The sequence below is a fragment of the Collinsella sp. i06-0019-1H4 genome (genome assembly GCF_042849575.1).
Lineage (GTDB): Bacteria > Actinomycetota > Coriobacteriia > Coriobacteriales > Coriobacteriaceae > Collinsella.
In genome coordinates, this window is the sequence record NZ_BAABYB010000001.1 from 1995159 (window position 1) to 2010904 (window position 15746).

Below are 15746 nucleotides of genomic sequence, written 5' to 3' on the forward strand. Positions count from 1 at the left end.
AGAAAAAGGCACCCCGGGCTCAGTTGCCCAGGGCGCCTCGACCGGCTATTCGGTTTGATTGTTTTCGGCAGCAGGATTATCGCCCGGCTCATCCGCCGGCGTGGCAACGGCATCCCAATCGGGCTCCGCAGGCGTCGCCTCGGACGCCGGTGCGGGGACAGGAGCAGGTGCCGGGGCAGGGGCAGGCGCGGGTGCCGGGGCAGGTGCAGGCGCGGGCGCCGGGGCAGGCGCAGCACCAGTGGCTGCCGTGGGATTGAATCCCGCAGGAGCAGGCTTCTTCTCACCCGGGAGCACAAAAGTCAAAACGTCGTCCTTGTCCTCATCGGCCCATTCGCTTGCATAACGTGCAGCCCAATAGCCAACGGCACGGTGCTTGAGCATCTTGCCAAAGACCGTAAGGAACACCGTGACGAATGCAATCAGCACCAGGAACAATACGAGCGTGACACCACCGGCGGTAACAATCGCCTCGATACCCGTGGGGCGATAGTAATAGCCGTACGCGCCAATTCCGGCGATGGCACCAAAGACAGCTGTCAAGATCCACGTAATGGCGTTGGAAACCAGGCCCGTCAAAAACTCGGGAAGGAACGAAGCACAGAACAGCTTGGTCTTGTTGTGCTTAAAGGCCGCCCAGACCTTATCGAGCGAAAACGCGCTCTCGACGCGCCCGGTCACCGCAAAGTGCATCACGGCAATGTCGGCGAACATCTTAAAGAAGACACCCAGAATCGCCGAGGCAATTAGCGCCAGGACAAGCAGGCCAAGCGAGCCAAACAGCGCAGCCTCGAGCGCATAAGAGCCGTAATAAGAATACGAGCCCGCGGCGCCAATTACCACGCCCTCCGCCAGCGAAAGCACTACACCGATAATGGGAATGGCAGCGATAACCTCGAGCACGACCGAAATAACGCTCGAAAAGATTCCGAGACCAAACGACGTGGAACGCATCAACGGACGACCCATGCCGTCATCGATCTTAAGCGACAGGTCGCGACCCCACTCGATGCCAAAGCCCGAACCGCACACGCTCGCCACGTAGGCAGCCAAAAAGCCGATGGCAGCCGCAATACCGCCGATAACGGGGATGAACAGCACGAGTACCGACACGACACAGATAAGCGCCGGCAAAAAGGCAATCTGGCACACGCGCTGCAGCACGCCCGGAGTCTTGGTCATATCCTCAAACGCCTGAGCCGTGCAGCCCTTGGACGCGTTCGCGACAGGTTGAGGAACAAACTGCTGAGGCTGAGGCTGACCCTGAGGGGCGGAAGCTGCAGCACCGGCATTGGGGGCACCACACACGCCGCAGAACTTGTCGTTATCGCCCATGGGGGCGCCACACTGCGAACAGAACATCGAAATCATCCCTTCGTATCTAGAGCGAATCACCTGGATCGCAAACGGTGTCTTTGGCATCATTATCGCCCAATGTGAGGACAAATACCCCAAGATGACCGATTTGCAACGCAGGTGGCTTTATTCAATGATTCGAAGGGTACGCCCGGGCTAGTTCGTGCCGCGGAAGCCCTTGCCGACGATTTCGGAGCTATCGACGATCGTGATAAAGGCACCCGGATCGACTTCGCGCGCATAGCGGCGCAGTTGCACGGCCTCGCGACGGCTCAGCACGCTCATGATCACCGTCACACACTTGCCCGAGAAGGCACCGTAGCCCCGGCTGATGGTCGCCGTGCGGTTGAGATGCTTGACGATAAACTCCTCGACCTTAAGGGGCTCGGAGCAAATGATCGTGCAGACCTTACGCAGGTGAATGCTCTCGATAGCCTTGTCGACCACAAGCGTCTTGGCAAACAGGCCGAGCACGCAGTACAGACCGACGCGCGGGCCATACAGGAAAGCCGCGATGGTCACGATGCCGATATCGACCAGCAACAGGGCACGGCCGATCTCGAGCGTCGTGCGGCGCTTGAGGATCATGGCAAGGATGTCGGTGCCGCCCGTCGAGGCGCCAATGTCAAAGACAATGGCACTGCCCAGCGCCGGCAAGATGACGGCAAAACACAGGTCGAGCCACATATCGCCCGTCATCGAAACATCCGACGGAATGAAGAGCTCAAACAGCGAGACGTAGGCCGAAAGCGCAAACGAGGCGAAGACGCTCCACAGGATTGCCTTGCGTTCCAAAAAGATAAAGCCCAAGACGACGAGAACCGCGTTGATAATCCACATAAAGACACCGACGGGCAGGGTCGGGAACAGCGTGGACAGAATGACCGACACGCCCGAGGTGCCGCCGAAGGCAAAGTGATTGGGGGTTTTAAAGGCCACGATGGCGAACGCCGTGAGGATCAGGCCCAGATTGAGCTCGGCAAAAAAGCGCGGAAAGCCTGGCTCCTGGCTGCGCTTGCGGCCGGCGCGCTCGCCGCGCTCGATATCGGTGCGATCGACCACGCGCTCCATCGGCACCACGGGAGGACGATGTAGCTCCTCGGCAGCTCGCGATGCCGCCTCTGCCGCGGCGGCCTCAATCGCCCATGCCTTGCTTTCTGTTTCGCGCTCGTCAGCCATTACGGCAACCCCTCGTTAACAATTTGGAAACAATGCGCCCATTAGGGTAACGCGGAACGCGACGATTGCAACCCCTAGTTAGACGAGTGGTATGCCTACATCGGGGGCATACAAATAACGGCCGGCCGCACATACATCCGTGCGACCGGCCGTTTGACGTTTTCGCAGATAAAATCTGCCAAAATAAACATCCCTTTTTGGTAGGTTACTCGTGCTGGTTGGTGCGGTGCTCGTACTCCTCGGGGGTGATAACATCCTCGATGCGCAGGTTGACGCCTGCCACCTCAAGGCCGGTCATCGCAGCCAGACGCTCGGTCACGCGCGCCTTAACGTCGTCGAAAATCGCGGGCGCATAGGCGCCGTACTCGATAATGACGGAAATGTTAACGACCACGCGGTTGTCATCGGTGACCTCGACTGTCACGCCCTTGGTCAGATTCTCGGCACCAAACTGCTCCTGCACAAAGTGCATGAGGTTGCCCTTCATGCCCAGGACGTGCGGTACCTCGCGGGTGGCCATGGCGACGATCTTCTCGATCACACCGTTGGAATAGGTCAGCGAGTCCTCGGACTCGTCCGCTTCCTCGTCGTCCTCATCAGCATCGGACTCGGCCTCGACGAGCGCCTCATCCTCGAGCGTCACATCCTCGGCCTCGGCGGTGACGGTCTCGTCTGCCTCGAGCTCGGTATCGGCTACATCGACCTTCGTATTAAAAGCCATGGTTCCTCCTTATGCCTGCCGCGGATGCGACAGTCGAATACATATTAGCGACCGCTAAACAGACGACCGAAGAAGTTGACGATCCCGTTCTCGCCGTCACGAATCTGGCCAATCACTGCGCCGATCAGCACGAAGAATGCAATGACGAGCGTGTCCCACAGGCCCAACGTGAGCACCAACACGGCGAGCACAAAACCAGCGACGGCTCCGAGCGTGGTATTGGGATGACGGACGGCATAGCTCCAGATAGCCGCCCCCGTACCCTTGATGAGACCCATAGCCTCGTCAAAATCCGCGGCTGCTGCGTCTTGCAACTCGGTTGCCTCTGCTTTGGAATCAACAGGTTCGCTCGCCGGCGTGGCGCTCTGGTCAATCGTCAGGCGCGGCGTACGAGCGGTCTTATCTTGATTGGTATCACTCACCGGAAACCTCCACGGTCTGGACGGTAGTCTTGGACGGCAAAAAACGGACGCGCGTGGTCGTACCCGGCGTGCCGAGCATGGTGTCGCAAGCTTCCTCGATGCGCTGCTGCATCGCGGTAGCCAGAGATGCCACGTCCTTATCGTCAAGCGCGATAGCCTCGACCTTAAATCGGACGTGCGAATCGTCGGGGCCTTGGACGCGGGCCTCGACATGCTCGACCATCACGCGGTCGTCGCGCTCGGCAGCAGCCCTGGCACACGAAGAAAGCGCCGCAAGGGTAACCTCGATATTGCGCTCCCCCGCCGGATGCACGCAGGACGGCTCGCGACGAGCAAACATCAGGCGGAAGAAACCCACGAGCACGCCGAGCGCCACGACACCGCCGCACGCCGTAACAACGATGCGAGGCAGCGGATCGCGCATCAGCAGCATAAAGCGATACGTATACGGCCCCCAAAACTGGCAGACAAGCGTACCCAGCGCCACGATGGCGGCGGCAAGATACACAATCGCTAGGGCTCGTTTGAGTACGCGCACGCGGCGCTCCCTTCAAATCTCGGCTCTCGAAATGCAAAACGGTTCGCATCATTATAAAAGAGCCGGGTCCGGTGCTCTACGCACGCGGATCCGGCTCATCTATTCCACGAGGCTTGCATGCTCGCTTCATTATGCCCAGATATGCACGGCTCAATCCGTGCGGGCGCTACTCCTCCTCGAGGGCAGCGATGACCTCGTCGGTCATGTCCATGGTGCTGTAAACATCCTGGACGTCGTCGAGTTCCTCAAGACGGTCGATGAGGCGCTGAACCTTCTTGGCGTCGGCACCGGAGACCTCGGTCGGAGTGGTCGGGACCATGGTGGTCTCGGAGCCCTTGACCTGGACGCCCTGCTCCTCGAGTGCCTTGGAGACAGCCATGACGTCGTTGGCAGCGGTCCAGACGATCCACTCCTCGCCGGCGTCCTCGTAGTCCTCACCACCGGCCTCGGCGATCGCCATCATGAACTCATCCTCGTCACCGGCAGCACCGTTGGCGATCATGGTCTCCTTCTTGGCGTTCTCGTCCAGGATCTCCTTGGCGACGACGATCTGGCCCTTGCGCTCAAACTGGAAGGCGACGGAGCCCGAGGTGCCCAGGTTGCCACCAGCGTGGGAGAAGGCGGAACGGACGTCGGCGGCAGTGCGGTTGCGGTTGTCGGTCAGGCAGTCGACGTAGACGGCAACACCGGCGGGACCGTAGCCCTCGTACACGATGTTCTCGTAGACGGCGGCGTCGGCACCCGAACCAAAGGCCTTATCGATAGCGGACTTGATCTTGTCCTTAGGCATGGACTGAGCCTTAGCCTTGGCAACGGCAGCGGCGAGGCTGGCGTTGTTCTCGGGCAGCGGGTCGCCGCCGAGACGGGCAGCAACGGTGATGTTGCGGCTGAGCTTGGAGAAGAGGGCGGAACGCTTGGCGTCCTGCGCGCCCTTACGATGCTTGGTTGTGGCCCACTTAGAGTGTCCGGACATACGTGTCTCCTATCGGTTTCGACCTAAAGCCCAGCGCGAATGCTCGGGCAATATAAACAAACGTCGTTATGATATACCTACCGGCCTGCAAGATAAACCCCAAAATGAAGGCGTCGTGATGATGCAGCCCCTTGGCACAAAGCAGCCTGACCCCAATGCGCCAATCTTTGGTTAGGTCCACAGGCGGTCGCTGCGGGTGATCGTGGCGCCGATGGCGAAAGGCATGCATGCAATGACCGGGTACAGATAGCGCATGTAGGTCGACCCGTTACATGGACCAATCAGGCACACAGCGAGCACACCCAGTAGCGGTATCCAGATGGCCAGCGCGCGCCACGAATGGCGGCGCAACAGGTAGACCACCACGATGATCATGATCCACACGTAGGTGGCCGAGCTCATGGTGAGCGAGATAATCGGAATGCGCTGCACCGCCACGCGGTACAGGTTAATCAGGTGGTCGCACCAGCGCACGGCTTTGCTGTCGACCGGATGGAAGTCAAAGTACTTGAGGTTATCGGGCTTCGCCATGATCTCGGCACTGCGCGCCGTGCTGTAGACCCACGCATCGCGAGCGCTCGGATAGAAGTACCCGTAGTAGTTATTGACGAGCGCCGAGATATAGCACTCGGGGTCCTTTTTGAACATCTGGGCCCACACCTTAAAATAGGCCTTGATGTCCTCCTGCGAGGCGTACTCATTGAAGCAGTTTTTGACGGCATCCGATTTGTCGGGGTTGTAGCGACGACCCAGGTTCTCGTACTTAAGCACGCGATCAATCACAGCGTGCTCCTCATCGGTCACCAAGCCGTCGCAGGGAGCTTCCTCAATCGTGCCATCGTCTTTGACCTTGGGGTTAACGCCCGAATTAAGGCCGTCGTGCTTTTGGACGAAGCGCGCCGTCTGCTGAAACGGAATCGAGAGGATCTCGCGCTTGGAGCCCGGCGTGATATCGTGCGCCGGCATAAAGACCTTGGTGAAATACATGTTGGAGACAAGGCAGAGCGCAAGCACTGCGAGCACGCCGACCCAGCGGAAGCGTGGCGTGGCGTACGAGGGCGTGACGCCAGACTGTTTGGCCACGCGACGGGCCACATGCGCGTCCCAAGCGCAAAACGCCGCCGCAATCACGCAGGCCGCCAACGGAAAGACCAGGCCGCCATTGCGCAAAAACGTGGAACCCATGGCACCCAGCACGAGCAACAGCCAGTCGTAGCGTGCAAAGAGCACAGGCGCCTGTTCGCCCGCGCGCTTGGCATTGGCATCGCGACGGGGCAGGCCACATGCCACGAGCTTGACGGTCTGAACGAGCAGCACCAAAAACGCATCGGCAAACAGCACGTCTTTGGTCAGCAGCGCCGCATAGTTGGAGAACATCGGCATAAACGCAAAGAACAGCAAGGTGACGCCACGGACCGGCAGGCTCACGCCCAGCTTGCGCAGCGACGATATGGAATAGGCCATGCAGGCGGCCGTGATGACAAATTGGGCACAGGTGTAGATGGCAAGGCCCGCATTGGCGCTATTGAACAGCGAAAGCCCCAGTTGCACGCACGAGCCGATGATGGCCGTGTGCACCACCGGATGATGGCCGTTGAGCAGCACGTTGGGGTTAAGCAGGCGCAGGTAATCGCTCGTGCCGTTGGGGTAGTTGAACCATTGGCGGATCTGCGCGCCCGTATCTCCCATAAAGAGGCCGGGCAGCGAGGCGATAAGCGTGGGCGCCCAGGCAATCATGAGCACAAGAAACGGCCCGACAAAGGGATGGACCGAGAGCACGGCGTGGGCAACACGCCACACGCGACCAAAGTGGGTCTCCGAAAACGGAATGCGGCGGGAGCTCAACCAATCCAAAAACTCAAAAGCCAGATAGAAGGCCACAATCGCCAGAAGCATCCAGCCCGCGCCGCCAATCCAGGCGCAGATAACGCGTGCCTTGTCGCCCAGCACAATCTCTGCCGAATCGGTAAGGTCGTAGCTACGGCCGAACACCATGCAAACGGCAAAGAACAGCGATGGCAGCACGACCGACGGGCGCCAAGCGTCACCGCGGCCAAAGAATACGTAGCGAAACGGCAGCGTAAGCAGGCAGGCAAGCGCAAGCAGCATGACCGCGTCGGTATGGCCGGCAAACGAGAGGAGCACCTCGTAGCACACGTACAGCATGCCCGAGGCTTTGGGGTCAATTGCCAAGACTGCGTTGCTCGACACCGGGGCGGAATCGATGGAAAACGCCGTGGTCGCCAACAGCGCGAGCAAAAATGCGATGAGCGTCTGCTTGGCGGGATAGCGCTTAAACCAAACGATGCGGGCGGCGTCGCGCGCAGCCGTTGCGGAGAGGTCGGAATCCTTCACAGTCCGAATAGCCTTTCTAGAAACCTGCCAAAAAGGGACAGGTTTATTTTGGCAGGTTTTATCTGGGGAAACGTTACGGTTCTGTCATCGTTGCCCGGCAAAACCACCACAAAGGTGCCTGTCCCCCTTGTGGTGACATGTGGTGGCTAGGCGTCGAGGTAGATGCGCTGGGGGCGATTGCGGTGTCGGGCGAAGATGATGAGCGCCAGGCCTGCGATTACGAGCGGCAGGCTCAGCAGCTGACCCATGGTGATGACGCCGCCCAGCAGATAGCCCAGCTGGGCATCGGGCACGCGCACAAACTCAATGAGGAAGCGGACGATGCCGTAACCCATCACAAACACGCCCATAAACGTACCCTGGGGCAGCAGCGGTTTTTTGCGGCTGAACACCTGCAGAATGCAGAAGAGCACAATGCCCTCGAGAAATGCCTCGTAGAGCTGGGAGGGGTGACGTGGAATATCGCCCGCGGTACCGCCGAAGACCACGCCCCAGGGCAGATCGGTCGGCTTGCCCCACAGCTCGCCGTTGACAAAGTTGGCGCAGCGCCCCAGGCACAGGGCCAGCGGAGCACCGATGACCGCGAGGTCTGCCAAAGTCCACGCATCGAGCTTGTACATGCGGCACACGATGATGCCGCCCAAGATGCCGCCGACCAGGCCACCGTGGAAGCTCATGCCGCCCTCGTTGGTGGCAAAGATTTCGAGCGGGTGGGTCCAATAGTAGCCATCGCCGTAAAAGACGACGTAAAACAGGCGCGCGCCGATAATAAGGCCAAAGACCGCGCCGACCACGACGCTCGTCAGGTCATCAATCGTAATGTCGAAGCCCCAACGGCGCTGCGTGCGGTACATGACGACCGCCGTGAACAGAGCTCCGACCACATAGGCCAAGCCGTACCAGTAGATGGTGATGGGCCCCGCCGAAATGGCGACGGGATCAAGCATATGGTAGAAGTCGTTGAGCATGTCGACCCTCCTACTCCCTACATACAAATGCGGCCGCGGTCCTTTCGCTCGCAGCCGCATATTTGGGCGTAACGTCTATGCGGAGTACGCCGCCCGCAGCTTTCGCTTCTTAGAACGGCGCGTACTCGTCGTACAGGTCCTCGGTCTCGCCGGAGGCATTGACCTGCTCGACACGGGTAACGCCGGGTACGTGCTCCTTGAGAATACGCTCGATACCCATGGACAGGGTCAGGGCGCTCATGGGGCAACCGGCGCAGGCGCCCTGAAGCTCAAGCTGGACGACGCCCTCGTCGTCGACGCCCACATACTCCATATCGCCGCCGTCAGCCTGCAGGTTGGGGCGGATCTCCTCAAGAACCTTCTTAAGCAGCTCTTCGTTAACAGCCACAGGGGCTCCTTTCTCACAATAACGCGGGCGCGCCCGCGGACAGAGCTATGTTACTACAGCCATGTACCCGCTCACGAGCCGTCCATGCGCGCGGACACGACTTTCACGAGCAGTCAATTTGGGACGGGGCTTTTTTAGCTGCTTTTGCCGACGCCCGGCGCTAGCACACGCTGCCGCTACTGCCGAGTTTGTTCCCCGGTGCCGATGTGGACATCGACGATGACCTGGCGGTAGCTGATGCCGCAGGAGTCGAGAATGCGACGGCTGATGCGGCCGTCGTCGGTGTCGGCGTACTTATTGTCCAGGTAGACAACCTCGCCCACACCTACCTGCGCCAGGATCTTGGCGCAGTCATGACACGGGAACAGCGTGACGTAGACCGTGGAACCCTCAAGGTCTTTGAGCGAGCCGCGGTAGTTGAGCACGGCGTTGGCCTCGGCATGGACTACGTAGTTGTGCTTGTCCTGTAGCGGGTCATCGCTCGTGCCCCACGGGAAAAAGTCGTCGTTGAGTGCCGAGGGCGTACCGTTGTAGCCCACCGAAAGGATGCGGTGGTTGGTGCTGGCGATGCACGCGCCCACCTGCGTGTTGGGGTCCTTACTGCGGCGCTGCGCGGCGATGGCCACGCTCATAAAGAACTCGTCCCAGCTAATAACGTCGCGGCGCTTGCCCGACGTGGTTTGATGAAGATCGTCCGACATGGCAGACACCTCCGAAATCGCAATAGTTTGACCCATTGTAGCAGGTGAAAGGTGGGGGCGCTTATCCCACCAGCCCCTCGCCCTACGCGCGACGAGGCTTTTGGTTGATGCGGTACAGCTCGGCGAGACCCCGCAGCGTCAGTGCGTCGTCTACCGTCAGGCTGTGGCCGACCAACGCAGCGAGCGCCTCGGCATCGTCGCCGGTAATGACGATGGGCACGATACCCTCCCCCGCCGCCTTGGTCGAGCGCATCTCGGCAAGCACCATGTCGAGCATGCCGTCGATGCGGGCAACCTCGCCCAAGACCACGCCCGAACGCATGGCCTCGCGCGTGTTGCGACCGATCACATGCGTGGGTGCCGAGGGCTCGACCTGCGGCAGGCGCGCCGCAGCGGCCGAAAGCGAGCGGGCGCCAAGTGCCAAGCCCGGCGCGATGACGCCGCCGACAAAGGTTCCGTGCGCATCGATGACCTCGATATTGGTCGTAGTGCCCAGGTCGATCACGATGCACGGAGAGCCGTAGACGGCACGGGCCGCCACGGCGTCGGCGATGCGGTCGGGACCGATCTCTGCTGGATCATCGTAGTGCACGGGCATGCCGGTCTTGAGACCCGGCCCCACGGTGAGCACGCGCCCCGTGCAGGTGCGGGAAAGCGCCGCCTTCCACGGGCGCTCGAGCGCCGGCACTACGCAGCTCAGCACGGCCGCCGTGGGCACGAGCGCGCCGGGCATGCCCGCATCGGCCGCCAGCGCGGCCATGACTTGAGCGAGACGCATACGCGCTTCGTCGGCCGTAATGCTCGACGGCGTCGTGATCTCGCACGTCGCAAGCGGGCATTCCTGCGCCGCGGCCGAATCCTCGGCAAACAGGCCAAAGCGAATGAATGTGTTGCCCACGTCGACCGTCAATATATATGCGCACCCATTAAGCATCGTCGGCGCTCCTTTCGTCTGCCCAGCAGTATATCGCCTACCCAAACCAGCTAAAAAGCCCCATCCCAAATTGACTACCTTGCGGCTATACTGATGCGCGGTCGTACGCGAGCTCACGCGTCGGCCCTTGGTAACCCGACTTCCCGCGCCGTATCCGTAGCGGCGCTCCCGGGGGAAGCGGATATACGCAAAGGAGTTCTATATGAGCAATCCCTCGAACCGCACCTCGATGCGCGGTCAACTCACGCTGCGCGGCGTCGTCATCGGCGTCCTTGGCTGCGTGATCATCACGGCAAGCTCGGCCTATACCGCCCTCAAGATGGGTGCGCTCCCCTGGCCAATCATTTTCGCTGCCGTCATTTCGCTGTTCTTCCTGAAGCTCATGGGCAACGCCAGCCTCAACGAGGCCAACGTCACCCACACCATCATGTCTGCGGGCGCCATGGTCGCCGGCGGCCTGGCGTTTACCATCCCGGGCGCCTGGATGCTGGGCTATGCCGACCAGATCAGCTGGCTTGACATGTTTATCGTGGCGCTTGCCGGCACCATCTTGGGCCTTCTGGCGACAGCGCTCATCCACCGTCACTTTATCGTGGACGCCGCGCTGGAGTTCCCCACCGGCAACGCTGCAGCTCAGACCCTGCGCGCCACCGAGGCCGGCGGCGAGACCGGCAAGCAGCTCTTTGGCTCCATGGCCATCGCAGGCATCTACAGCGTGCTGCGCGACGCCCTGGGCGTAGTGCCCAGCATGCTGTGCACGCTCAACATTCCCGGCGTGACCTTTGGTATCTACAACTCGCCCATGCTGCTCTCCGTCGGCTTCCTCGTGGGCTTCGCCCCGGTCGCCTTCTGGTTTGCCGGCGCCCTGCTGGGCAACTTTGGCATCATCGTGGGCGGCACCGCTGCCGGTCTGTTCGATGTTGTGACCGCGCAGGGCATCGTCAAGTCCCTGGGCATGGGCCTCATGATGGGCTTTGGCGTCGCCGTCGTCCTCAAGGACATCCTGCCGCAGGTCGCCGGTATCGTCCGCGGTCTTGCCGCCGACAGCTCCACCGACACCGACGAGCAGTCGCTCATCTCGGGCTCCCTTAAGCTCGACGCCGGCATCATCGGCCTGGGCGCTGCCGCCATCGCCGTGATCGTCGCCATCGCGCTCGACCTTGGTCCCGTCCCGGCCGTCATCGTGACGCTGTTCACCTTTGTCACCACCATCATGAGCGCGCAGAGCTGCGGCCAGACGGGCATCGACCCCATGGAGATCTTTGGCCTCATCGTCATGCTCATCGTGGCAGCCTTCGCACAGATCGCTCAGGTCAAGCTGTTCTTTATCGCCGGCATCGTAGCCGTGGCGTGCGGCCTTGCAGGCGACGTCATGAACGACTTTAAGGCCGGCGCTGTGCTGGGCACCAACCCGCGTGCGCAGTGGATTGGCCAGGCCATTGGCGGCATCGTGGGCGCCCTGGTCGCCGCAGCCGTCATGGTCGCGCTCGTCACCGCCTATGGCCCGGACGCCTTTGGCCCCGACAAGAGCTTTGTTGCCGCGCAGGCAAGCGTTGTCGCCACCATGGTCTCGGGCATCCCGAGCGTGCCGTGGTTCGTTGGCGGCTTTATCGCCGGCATCGTCATGTACTGGCTCGGCATTCCGGCCATGATGATCGGCCTGGGCGTGTACCTGCCGTTCTACATGTCACTCACGGCATTCCTGGGCTCCTGCGTCAAGCTCGCCTACGACAAGTGGTCCGCCCACCGCGACGCCACCGCTGGTCTTTCTGACGAGGAGAGGGCTGCCAAGGACGCCGCCTTCCAGGAACAGGGCCTGGTTGTCGCCAGCGGCCTGCTCGGCGGCGAGTCCATCGTCGGCGTTATCCTAGCGTTTGTCTCCGTGGGCCTGAGCCTGCTGGGGTAGGCCGAACAACAACGTGTCCGTGCAGAGCGCGGGGTCGGAGACCATCCGGCCCCGCGCTTTTTTGTATCTGCCGAAACCCTCAGCAGCGCCCGCATGTGGCGTGTCTTTCTTTGCCCGCTCGCCTAAGTTTTATGTCAAGATGACCGCCCCGCCCGTCACGGTGTAGAGTACATGCTGCGAACGCACCCGCGTTCCTGCGGTAATACGAGGTGGACATGGAACTCGACAAACAGCAGCTCAAGCGACTGCGCGAGCGCCATCATCGGCGCCATGGCATACGCCCCGCACACAGCGAGGCCATGGAGAATGCCACCCGTTTCCTTAAGCAGGCATTCAACATTCGCGAGGGACGCGCGCCCTATCACGTGATTCGCAAACGCTTTGTAAACGGGGCGCGCCTGACTGGCTCGCACTTATGCATCCTGATCATTGCTATGTTGATCGCGAGCATCGGCCTCGATATCGACTCGGATATCGCCATTGTAGGTGCCATGCTCATCTGCCCGCTTATGGGATCGGTCCTTGCCATGGCATATGGCATCGCCACGCTCGACCGCGAGATTACCGTCGAAGCCGTCGCGGGCTTGGCTCTACAGATGGCCTTTTGCCTGGTCACGTCCACGTTGTACTTTAAGCTCTCGCCCCTTGGCACCACCACGGCCGCCATCATCGACAATTCGACACCGACTGTGTGGGACCTTGCCGTCGCGCTCGCGGGCGGCTTTGCGGGTGGCCTGGGCAACTCGCGCGATCAGGAACCTGCCACGCTCATCGCCGGCGTGGCCGTGGCGACCGCGCTCATGCCGCCCCTGTGCGCGGCGGGCTATGGCATCGCCATCGCAAGCGGGTCGCTGTTTCTCTCGGCCCTCTACGAGTTTGGCATCAACGTCGTCTTTATCGCGCTGGCGGCCGAAGCCGTTCTGCTTCTTTTGCGCGTGCCGCTCAAGCGCGACCTGAACGGCGACGGTATTGTGACTGCTGAAGAAAACGCCGAGGTCGACGAGCTATCGCGCAAGGTGCGCCGCCGCATCATTGTGGGCACGGTAGTCTTTGCCATCCCCTGCATCGTTATGACGACGGGGTCTATTGGCTCGGCGCAGGCCGGCGTGCAGGACGGCTACGGCGTCACCGAAACCACGCGCGAGCTTGCCGCGGTACTGCCAGGCTTTAAGGATTACACCGTCGCCGTCGAGACCTCGGCCACCGAAGGCGAGGAGGAGGGTATCGTCGAGCGCGAGATTGTCGCCCATGTGACGACAAGCGAGACGCTTGGGGCGCACGACCGCCGCGTTGCCCGCAAGCTCATCGACCTCAACGTGCCCGAACTCGATCGCGTGGAGTTCGATGTGAAGTGATGCCGGAGCGGGACGAATGCTCGCACGGACGCAAGCTACGACGAGGCGCAGACGCGATACGGACACGAGCAAATTGCGGGGTGCAGTTCATACCTGCGCCCCGCTCGCTGTTTTATTGCCGTGAATCAACTGTCCGCATCGACATCGCCAGACTCCACTGTAAACGCCGGACCGGTACTCACCAGATAAAAACGGGTCACCCTGGTATCTCTAAATAGGTAGAGCAAGCCCTGATCGCGTCGGCGTGACAAGTACGCCACGTGGACCGTACCGAATTCTTCACCGTTTTCCTTCTTTAATATCAGGATGTTGGGGTCATCCGTACGCTTAAACTGCCCGTCTGTGCAGATTCCGTCTTGGTCGACCAGCTGCCATCGACAGTTGTCCTCCTCAAGAAAAGCCAGGGTTTCCCGACTCGTTTTGTCATCCCGATAGTAACCATCAATGACAAAGCCTTCGGAAGCACATTCCTGCATATAGGATGTTTCTCGACTTATAGCAAACAGCCCCGTAGCGCCCAGGAGCACAGCCAGGCAGACCACTGCAAGGGTTATCGAAATAGCACGGCGACCCATGTTAGCCCAACCGATAGTTATTTAACGGAGCGCGAAACATACCTGGAACCTCCGATATCAGGGGGAACGTCACCTATGGCCTGCCGGCAATCATATGTTTCCGACATCAAACCATATGGCAACCACTCGCGAGAGGAGTATCGGCGAACGGTGCATTTTTGCGCTCCATTGGTCAAACGTCAACGCGCGCTACAGCTCTTGCTCGACCTATTCAGATCTTGTCGCATACTACCGTAGATCCTCAACGCTTCCGTCCCCGAGGGATCATTTTTTAGTACTTGAAGAAGCCCTCGCCCGAGCTTTCGCCCAGCTTACCTTCGTCGAGCATCTGCTTGAGGACGGATGCCATGGCCTTATAGTTGTAGGGCATCATCATCTTTTTGAGCAGCGGGCTCACCAGGCCCGGCACCTTCTGGTACTGCATAACGATGTTGTAGGCCGTCTGGATACCCACCGTGTCGAATACGCGGAACGGGCCCTTGGGGGCGCCGGTGCCCCGCGTCCATGCAAGGTCGATGCTCTTGGGGTCACTCACACCCGAAACATACAGGTCAAGGCCTGAAAGCAGCCATGGCACCAGCATGGAGTTGAGCAGGTAGCCGTTCTTTTCCTTGTTGACGGGCAGGGCAAGCATGCGGATGTCGTTGGCAAAGTCGACGAGCTCGTCGAAGTAGCGCTTGTCGGTTTGGTCCTGTGCCATGACCTCGGTCATGTTGTTCTTCCAGATGGAGTTGGCAAAGTGCAGCGACAGGTACTTCTCGGGGCGACCAGTGTACTTGGCAAAGGTGCTCGGCAGCAGCGTAGAGGAGTTCGTCACGACGACGGTCTTTTGCGGGAGAACCGGGGCGAGCTTTTTGTAGAAGTCAATCTTTGCCTGGGTGTCCTCGGCCATAGACTCGATGACCAGGTCGGCGTCGGCTACGGCCTTGGCAAGATCGAGCTCCAGCTTGAGCGTGGAGTAGGCACGCTCGACGGCAGCGAGTGCCGCCTCCTTGTCGAAGGGCTGGCCGCTATCGGCGATACCGGCGCACCACTCGCCTGTGCCATCCGCCATGCCCTCGATTGCCGCGATGTACTCCTCGCGCACATGATCGATCTTGGGCTGAGTGCGGCCGATGCTGCCCTCGCTGCGCAGCCAGATCGTCACATCAAAGCCGCAGTAGGCAGCCTGAAAGGCAATCTGGCTTCCCAACACGCCGCCGCCGGCAACACAAACGGTCTTGTAGCTCATGGGACGGTCCTCTCTTACGTAATTCCATAGATGTGTATTTATTCAACCGTAAGGATGACGCGCGTTGGGGGTGGGTTCTATAAACGGGCGGTATTTCGCGGCAAACGGCTACATATGTTCATTATCTCAGGGTTCCGAGGGCAGTTT

At 60.6% G+C, this 15746-nt stretch carries 15 protein-coding genes; 2 read left to right on the forward strand and 13 right to left on the reverse strand.

Annotation, left to right across the window (positions count from 1 at the left end):
* Positions 1 to 45: 45 nt before the first annotated feature.
* The 11 genes from ACGHEN_RS08835 to ACGHEN_RS08885 form a co-directional block, all read right to left on the reverse strand.
* A complete protein-coding gene (locus ACGHEN_RS08835; RefSeq protein ID WP_271740116.1) occupies positions 46 to 1359 on the reverse strand; it encodes a zinc-ribbon domain-containing protein in 1314 nt (437 codons plus the stop codon).
* Between the two features lie 150 nt (positions 1360 to 1509).
* Positions 1510 to 2532 (reverse strand): YitT family protein, encoded by a 1023-nt coding sequence (locus tag ACGHEN_RS08840; protein ID WP_390398838.1) that lies wholly within the window; start codon positions 2530 to 2532, stop codon positions 1510 to 1512.
* Positions 2533 to 2737: 205 nt separating this feature from the next.
* Positions 2738 to 3253, reverse strand: a complete 516-nt coding sequence (locus tag ACGHEN_RS08845; protein ID WP_271740112.1) for an Asp23/Gls24 family envelope stress response protein — start codon at positions 3251 to 3253, stop codon at positions 2738 to 2740.
* A 44-nt stretch (positions 3254 to 3297) separates the two neighbouring features.
* The gene (locus tag ACGHEN_RS08850) at positions 3298 to 3675 is read right to left on the reverse strand and encodes a DUF2273 domain-containing protein (RefSeq protein ID WP_233504040.1); all 378 of its coding nucleotides are present in this window, start codon (positions 3673 to 3675) and stop codon (positions 3298 to 3300) included.
* A complete protein-coding gene (locus ACGHEN_RS08855; RefSeq protein WP_390398842.1) occupies positions 3668 to 4213 on the reverse strand; it encodes a hypothetical protein in 546 nt (181 codons plus the stop codon). Before ACGHEN_RS08855 ends, ACGHEN_RS08850 begins: the two co-directional genes overlap by 8 nt.
* A 166-nt stretch (positions 4214 to 4379) precedes the next feature.
* Positions 4380 to 5186 carry a YebC/PmpR family DNA-binding transcriptional regulator gene (locus tag ACGHEN_RS08860; protein ID WP_117734266.1) on the reverse strand — a complete coding sequence of 269 codons (807 nt, stop codon included), beginning with the start codon at positions 5184 to 5186 and terminating at the stop codon, positions 4380 to 4382.
* A gap of 171 nt (positions 5187 to 5357) precedes the next feature.
* Positions 5358 to 7541 (reverse strand): DUF6020 family protein, encoded by a 2184-nt coding sequence (locus ACGHEN_RS08865; RefSeq protein ID WP_390398844.1) that lies wholly within the window; start codon positions 7539 to 7541, stop codon positions 5358 to 5360.
* A 146-nt stretch (positions 7542 to 7687) separates the two neighbouring features.
* Positions 7688 to 8509, reverse strand: coding sequence for a prolipoprotein diacylglyceryl transferase (lgt, locus tag ACGHEN_RS08870; RefSeq protein ID WP_390398846.1), 822 nt, complete (start codon positions 8507 to 8509; stop codon positions 7688 to 7690).
* 109 nt (positions 8510 to 8618) lie between these two features.
* Positions 8619 to 8897: a NifU family protein gene (locus ACGHEN_RS08875; protein WP_117847995.1), complete on the reverse strand. Its 279-nt coding sequence runs from the start codon at positions 8895 to 8897 to the stop codon at positions 8619 to 8621.
* A gap of 176 nt (positions 8898 to 9073) precedes the next feature.
* Positions 9074 to 9598: a deoxycytidylate deaminase gene (locus ACGHEN_RS08880; protein ID WP_390398849.1), complete on the reverse strand. Its 525-nt coding sequence runs from the start codon at positions 9596 to 9598 to the stop codon at positions 9074 to 9076.
* A gap of 82 nt (positions 9599 to 9680) precedes the next feature.
* Positions 9681 to 10532 (reverse strand): type III pantothenate kinase, encoded by an 852-nt coding sequence (locus ACGHEN_RS08885; RefSeq protein WP_390398851.1) that lies wholly within the window; start codon positions 10530 to 10532, stop codon positions 9681 to 9683.
* Between the two features lie 202 nt (positions 10533 to 10734).
* Here ACGHEN_RS08885 and ACGHEN_RS08890 point away from each other — a divergent pair, with 202 nt between their 5' ends.
* Together ACGHEN_RS08890 and ACGHEN_RS08895 are read left to right on the forward strand one after the other, a co-directional pair.
* A complete protein-coding gene (locus ACGHEN_RS08890) occupies positions 10735 to 12438 on the forward strand; it encodes an OPT/YSL family transporter (RefSeq protein WP_390398854.1) in 1704 nt (567 codons plus the stop codon).
* A 215-nt stretch (positions 12439 to 12653) separates the two neighbouring features.
* Positions 12654 to 13793 carry a DUF389 domain-containing protein gene (locus tag ACGHEN_RS08895; protein ID WP_390398856.1) on the forward strand — a complete coding sequence of 380 codons (1140 nt, stop codon included), beginning with the start codon at positions 12654 to 12656 and terminating at the stop codon, positions 13791 to 13793.
* A gap of 125 nt (positions 13794 to 13918) precedes the next feature.
* On the opposite strand, the gene ACGHEN_RS08900 is transcribed toward ACGHEN_RS08895, so the two are convergent.
* Together ACGHEN_RS08900 and ACGHEN_RS08905 are read right to left on the reverse strand one after the other, a co-directional pair.
* Positions 13919 to 14368 (reverse strand): hypothetical protein, encoded by a 450-nt coding sequence (locus ACGHEN_RS08900; protein ID WP_147344059.1) that lies wholly within the window; start codon positions 14366 to 14368, stop codon positions 13919 to 13921.
* 271 nt (positions 14369 to 14639) lie between these two features.
* Positions 14640 to 15599 (reverse strand): 3-hydroxyacyl-CoA dehydrogenase, encoded by a 960-nt coding sequence (locus tag ACGHEN_RS08905; protein WP_390398859.1) that lies wholly within the window; start codon positions 15597 to 15599, stop codon positions 14640 to 14642.
* Between the last annotated feature and the right edge of the window lie 147 nt (positions 15600 to 15746).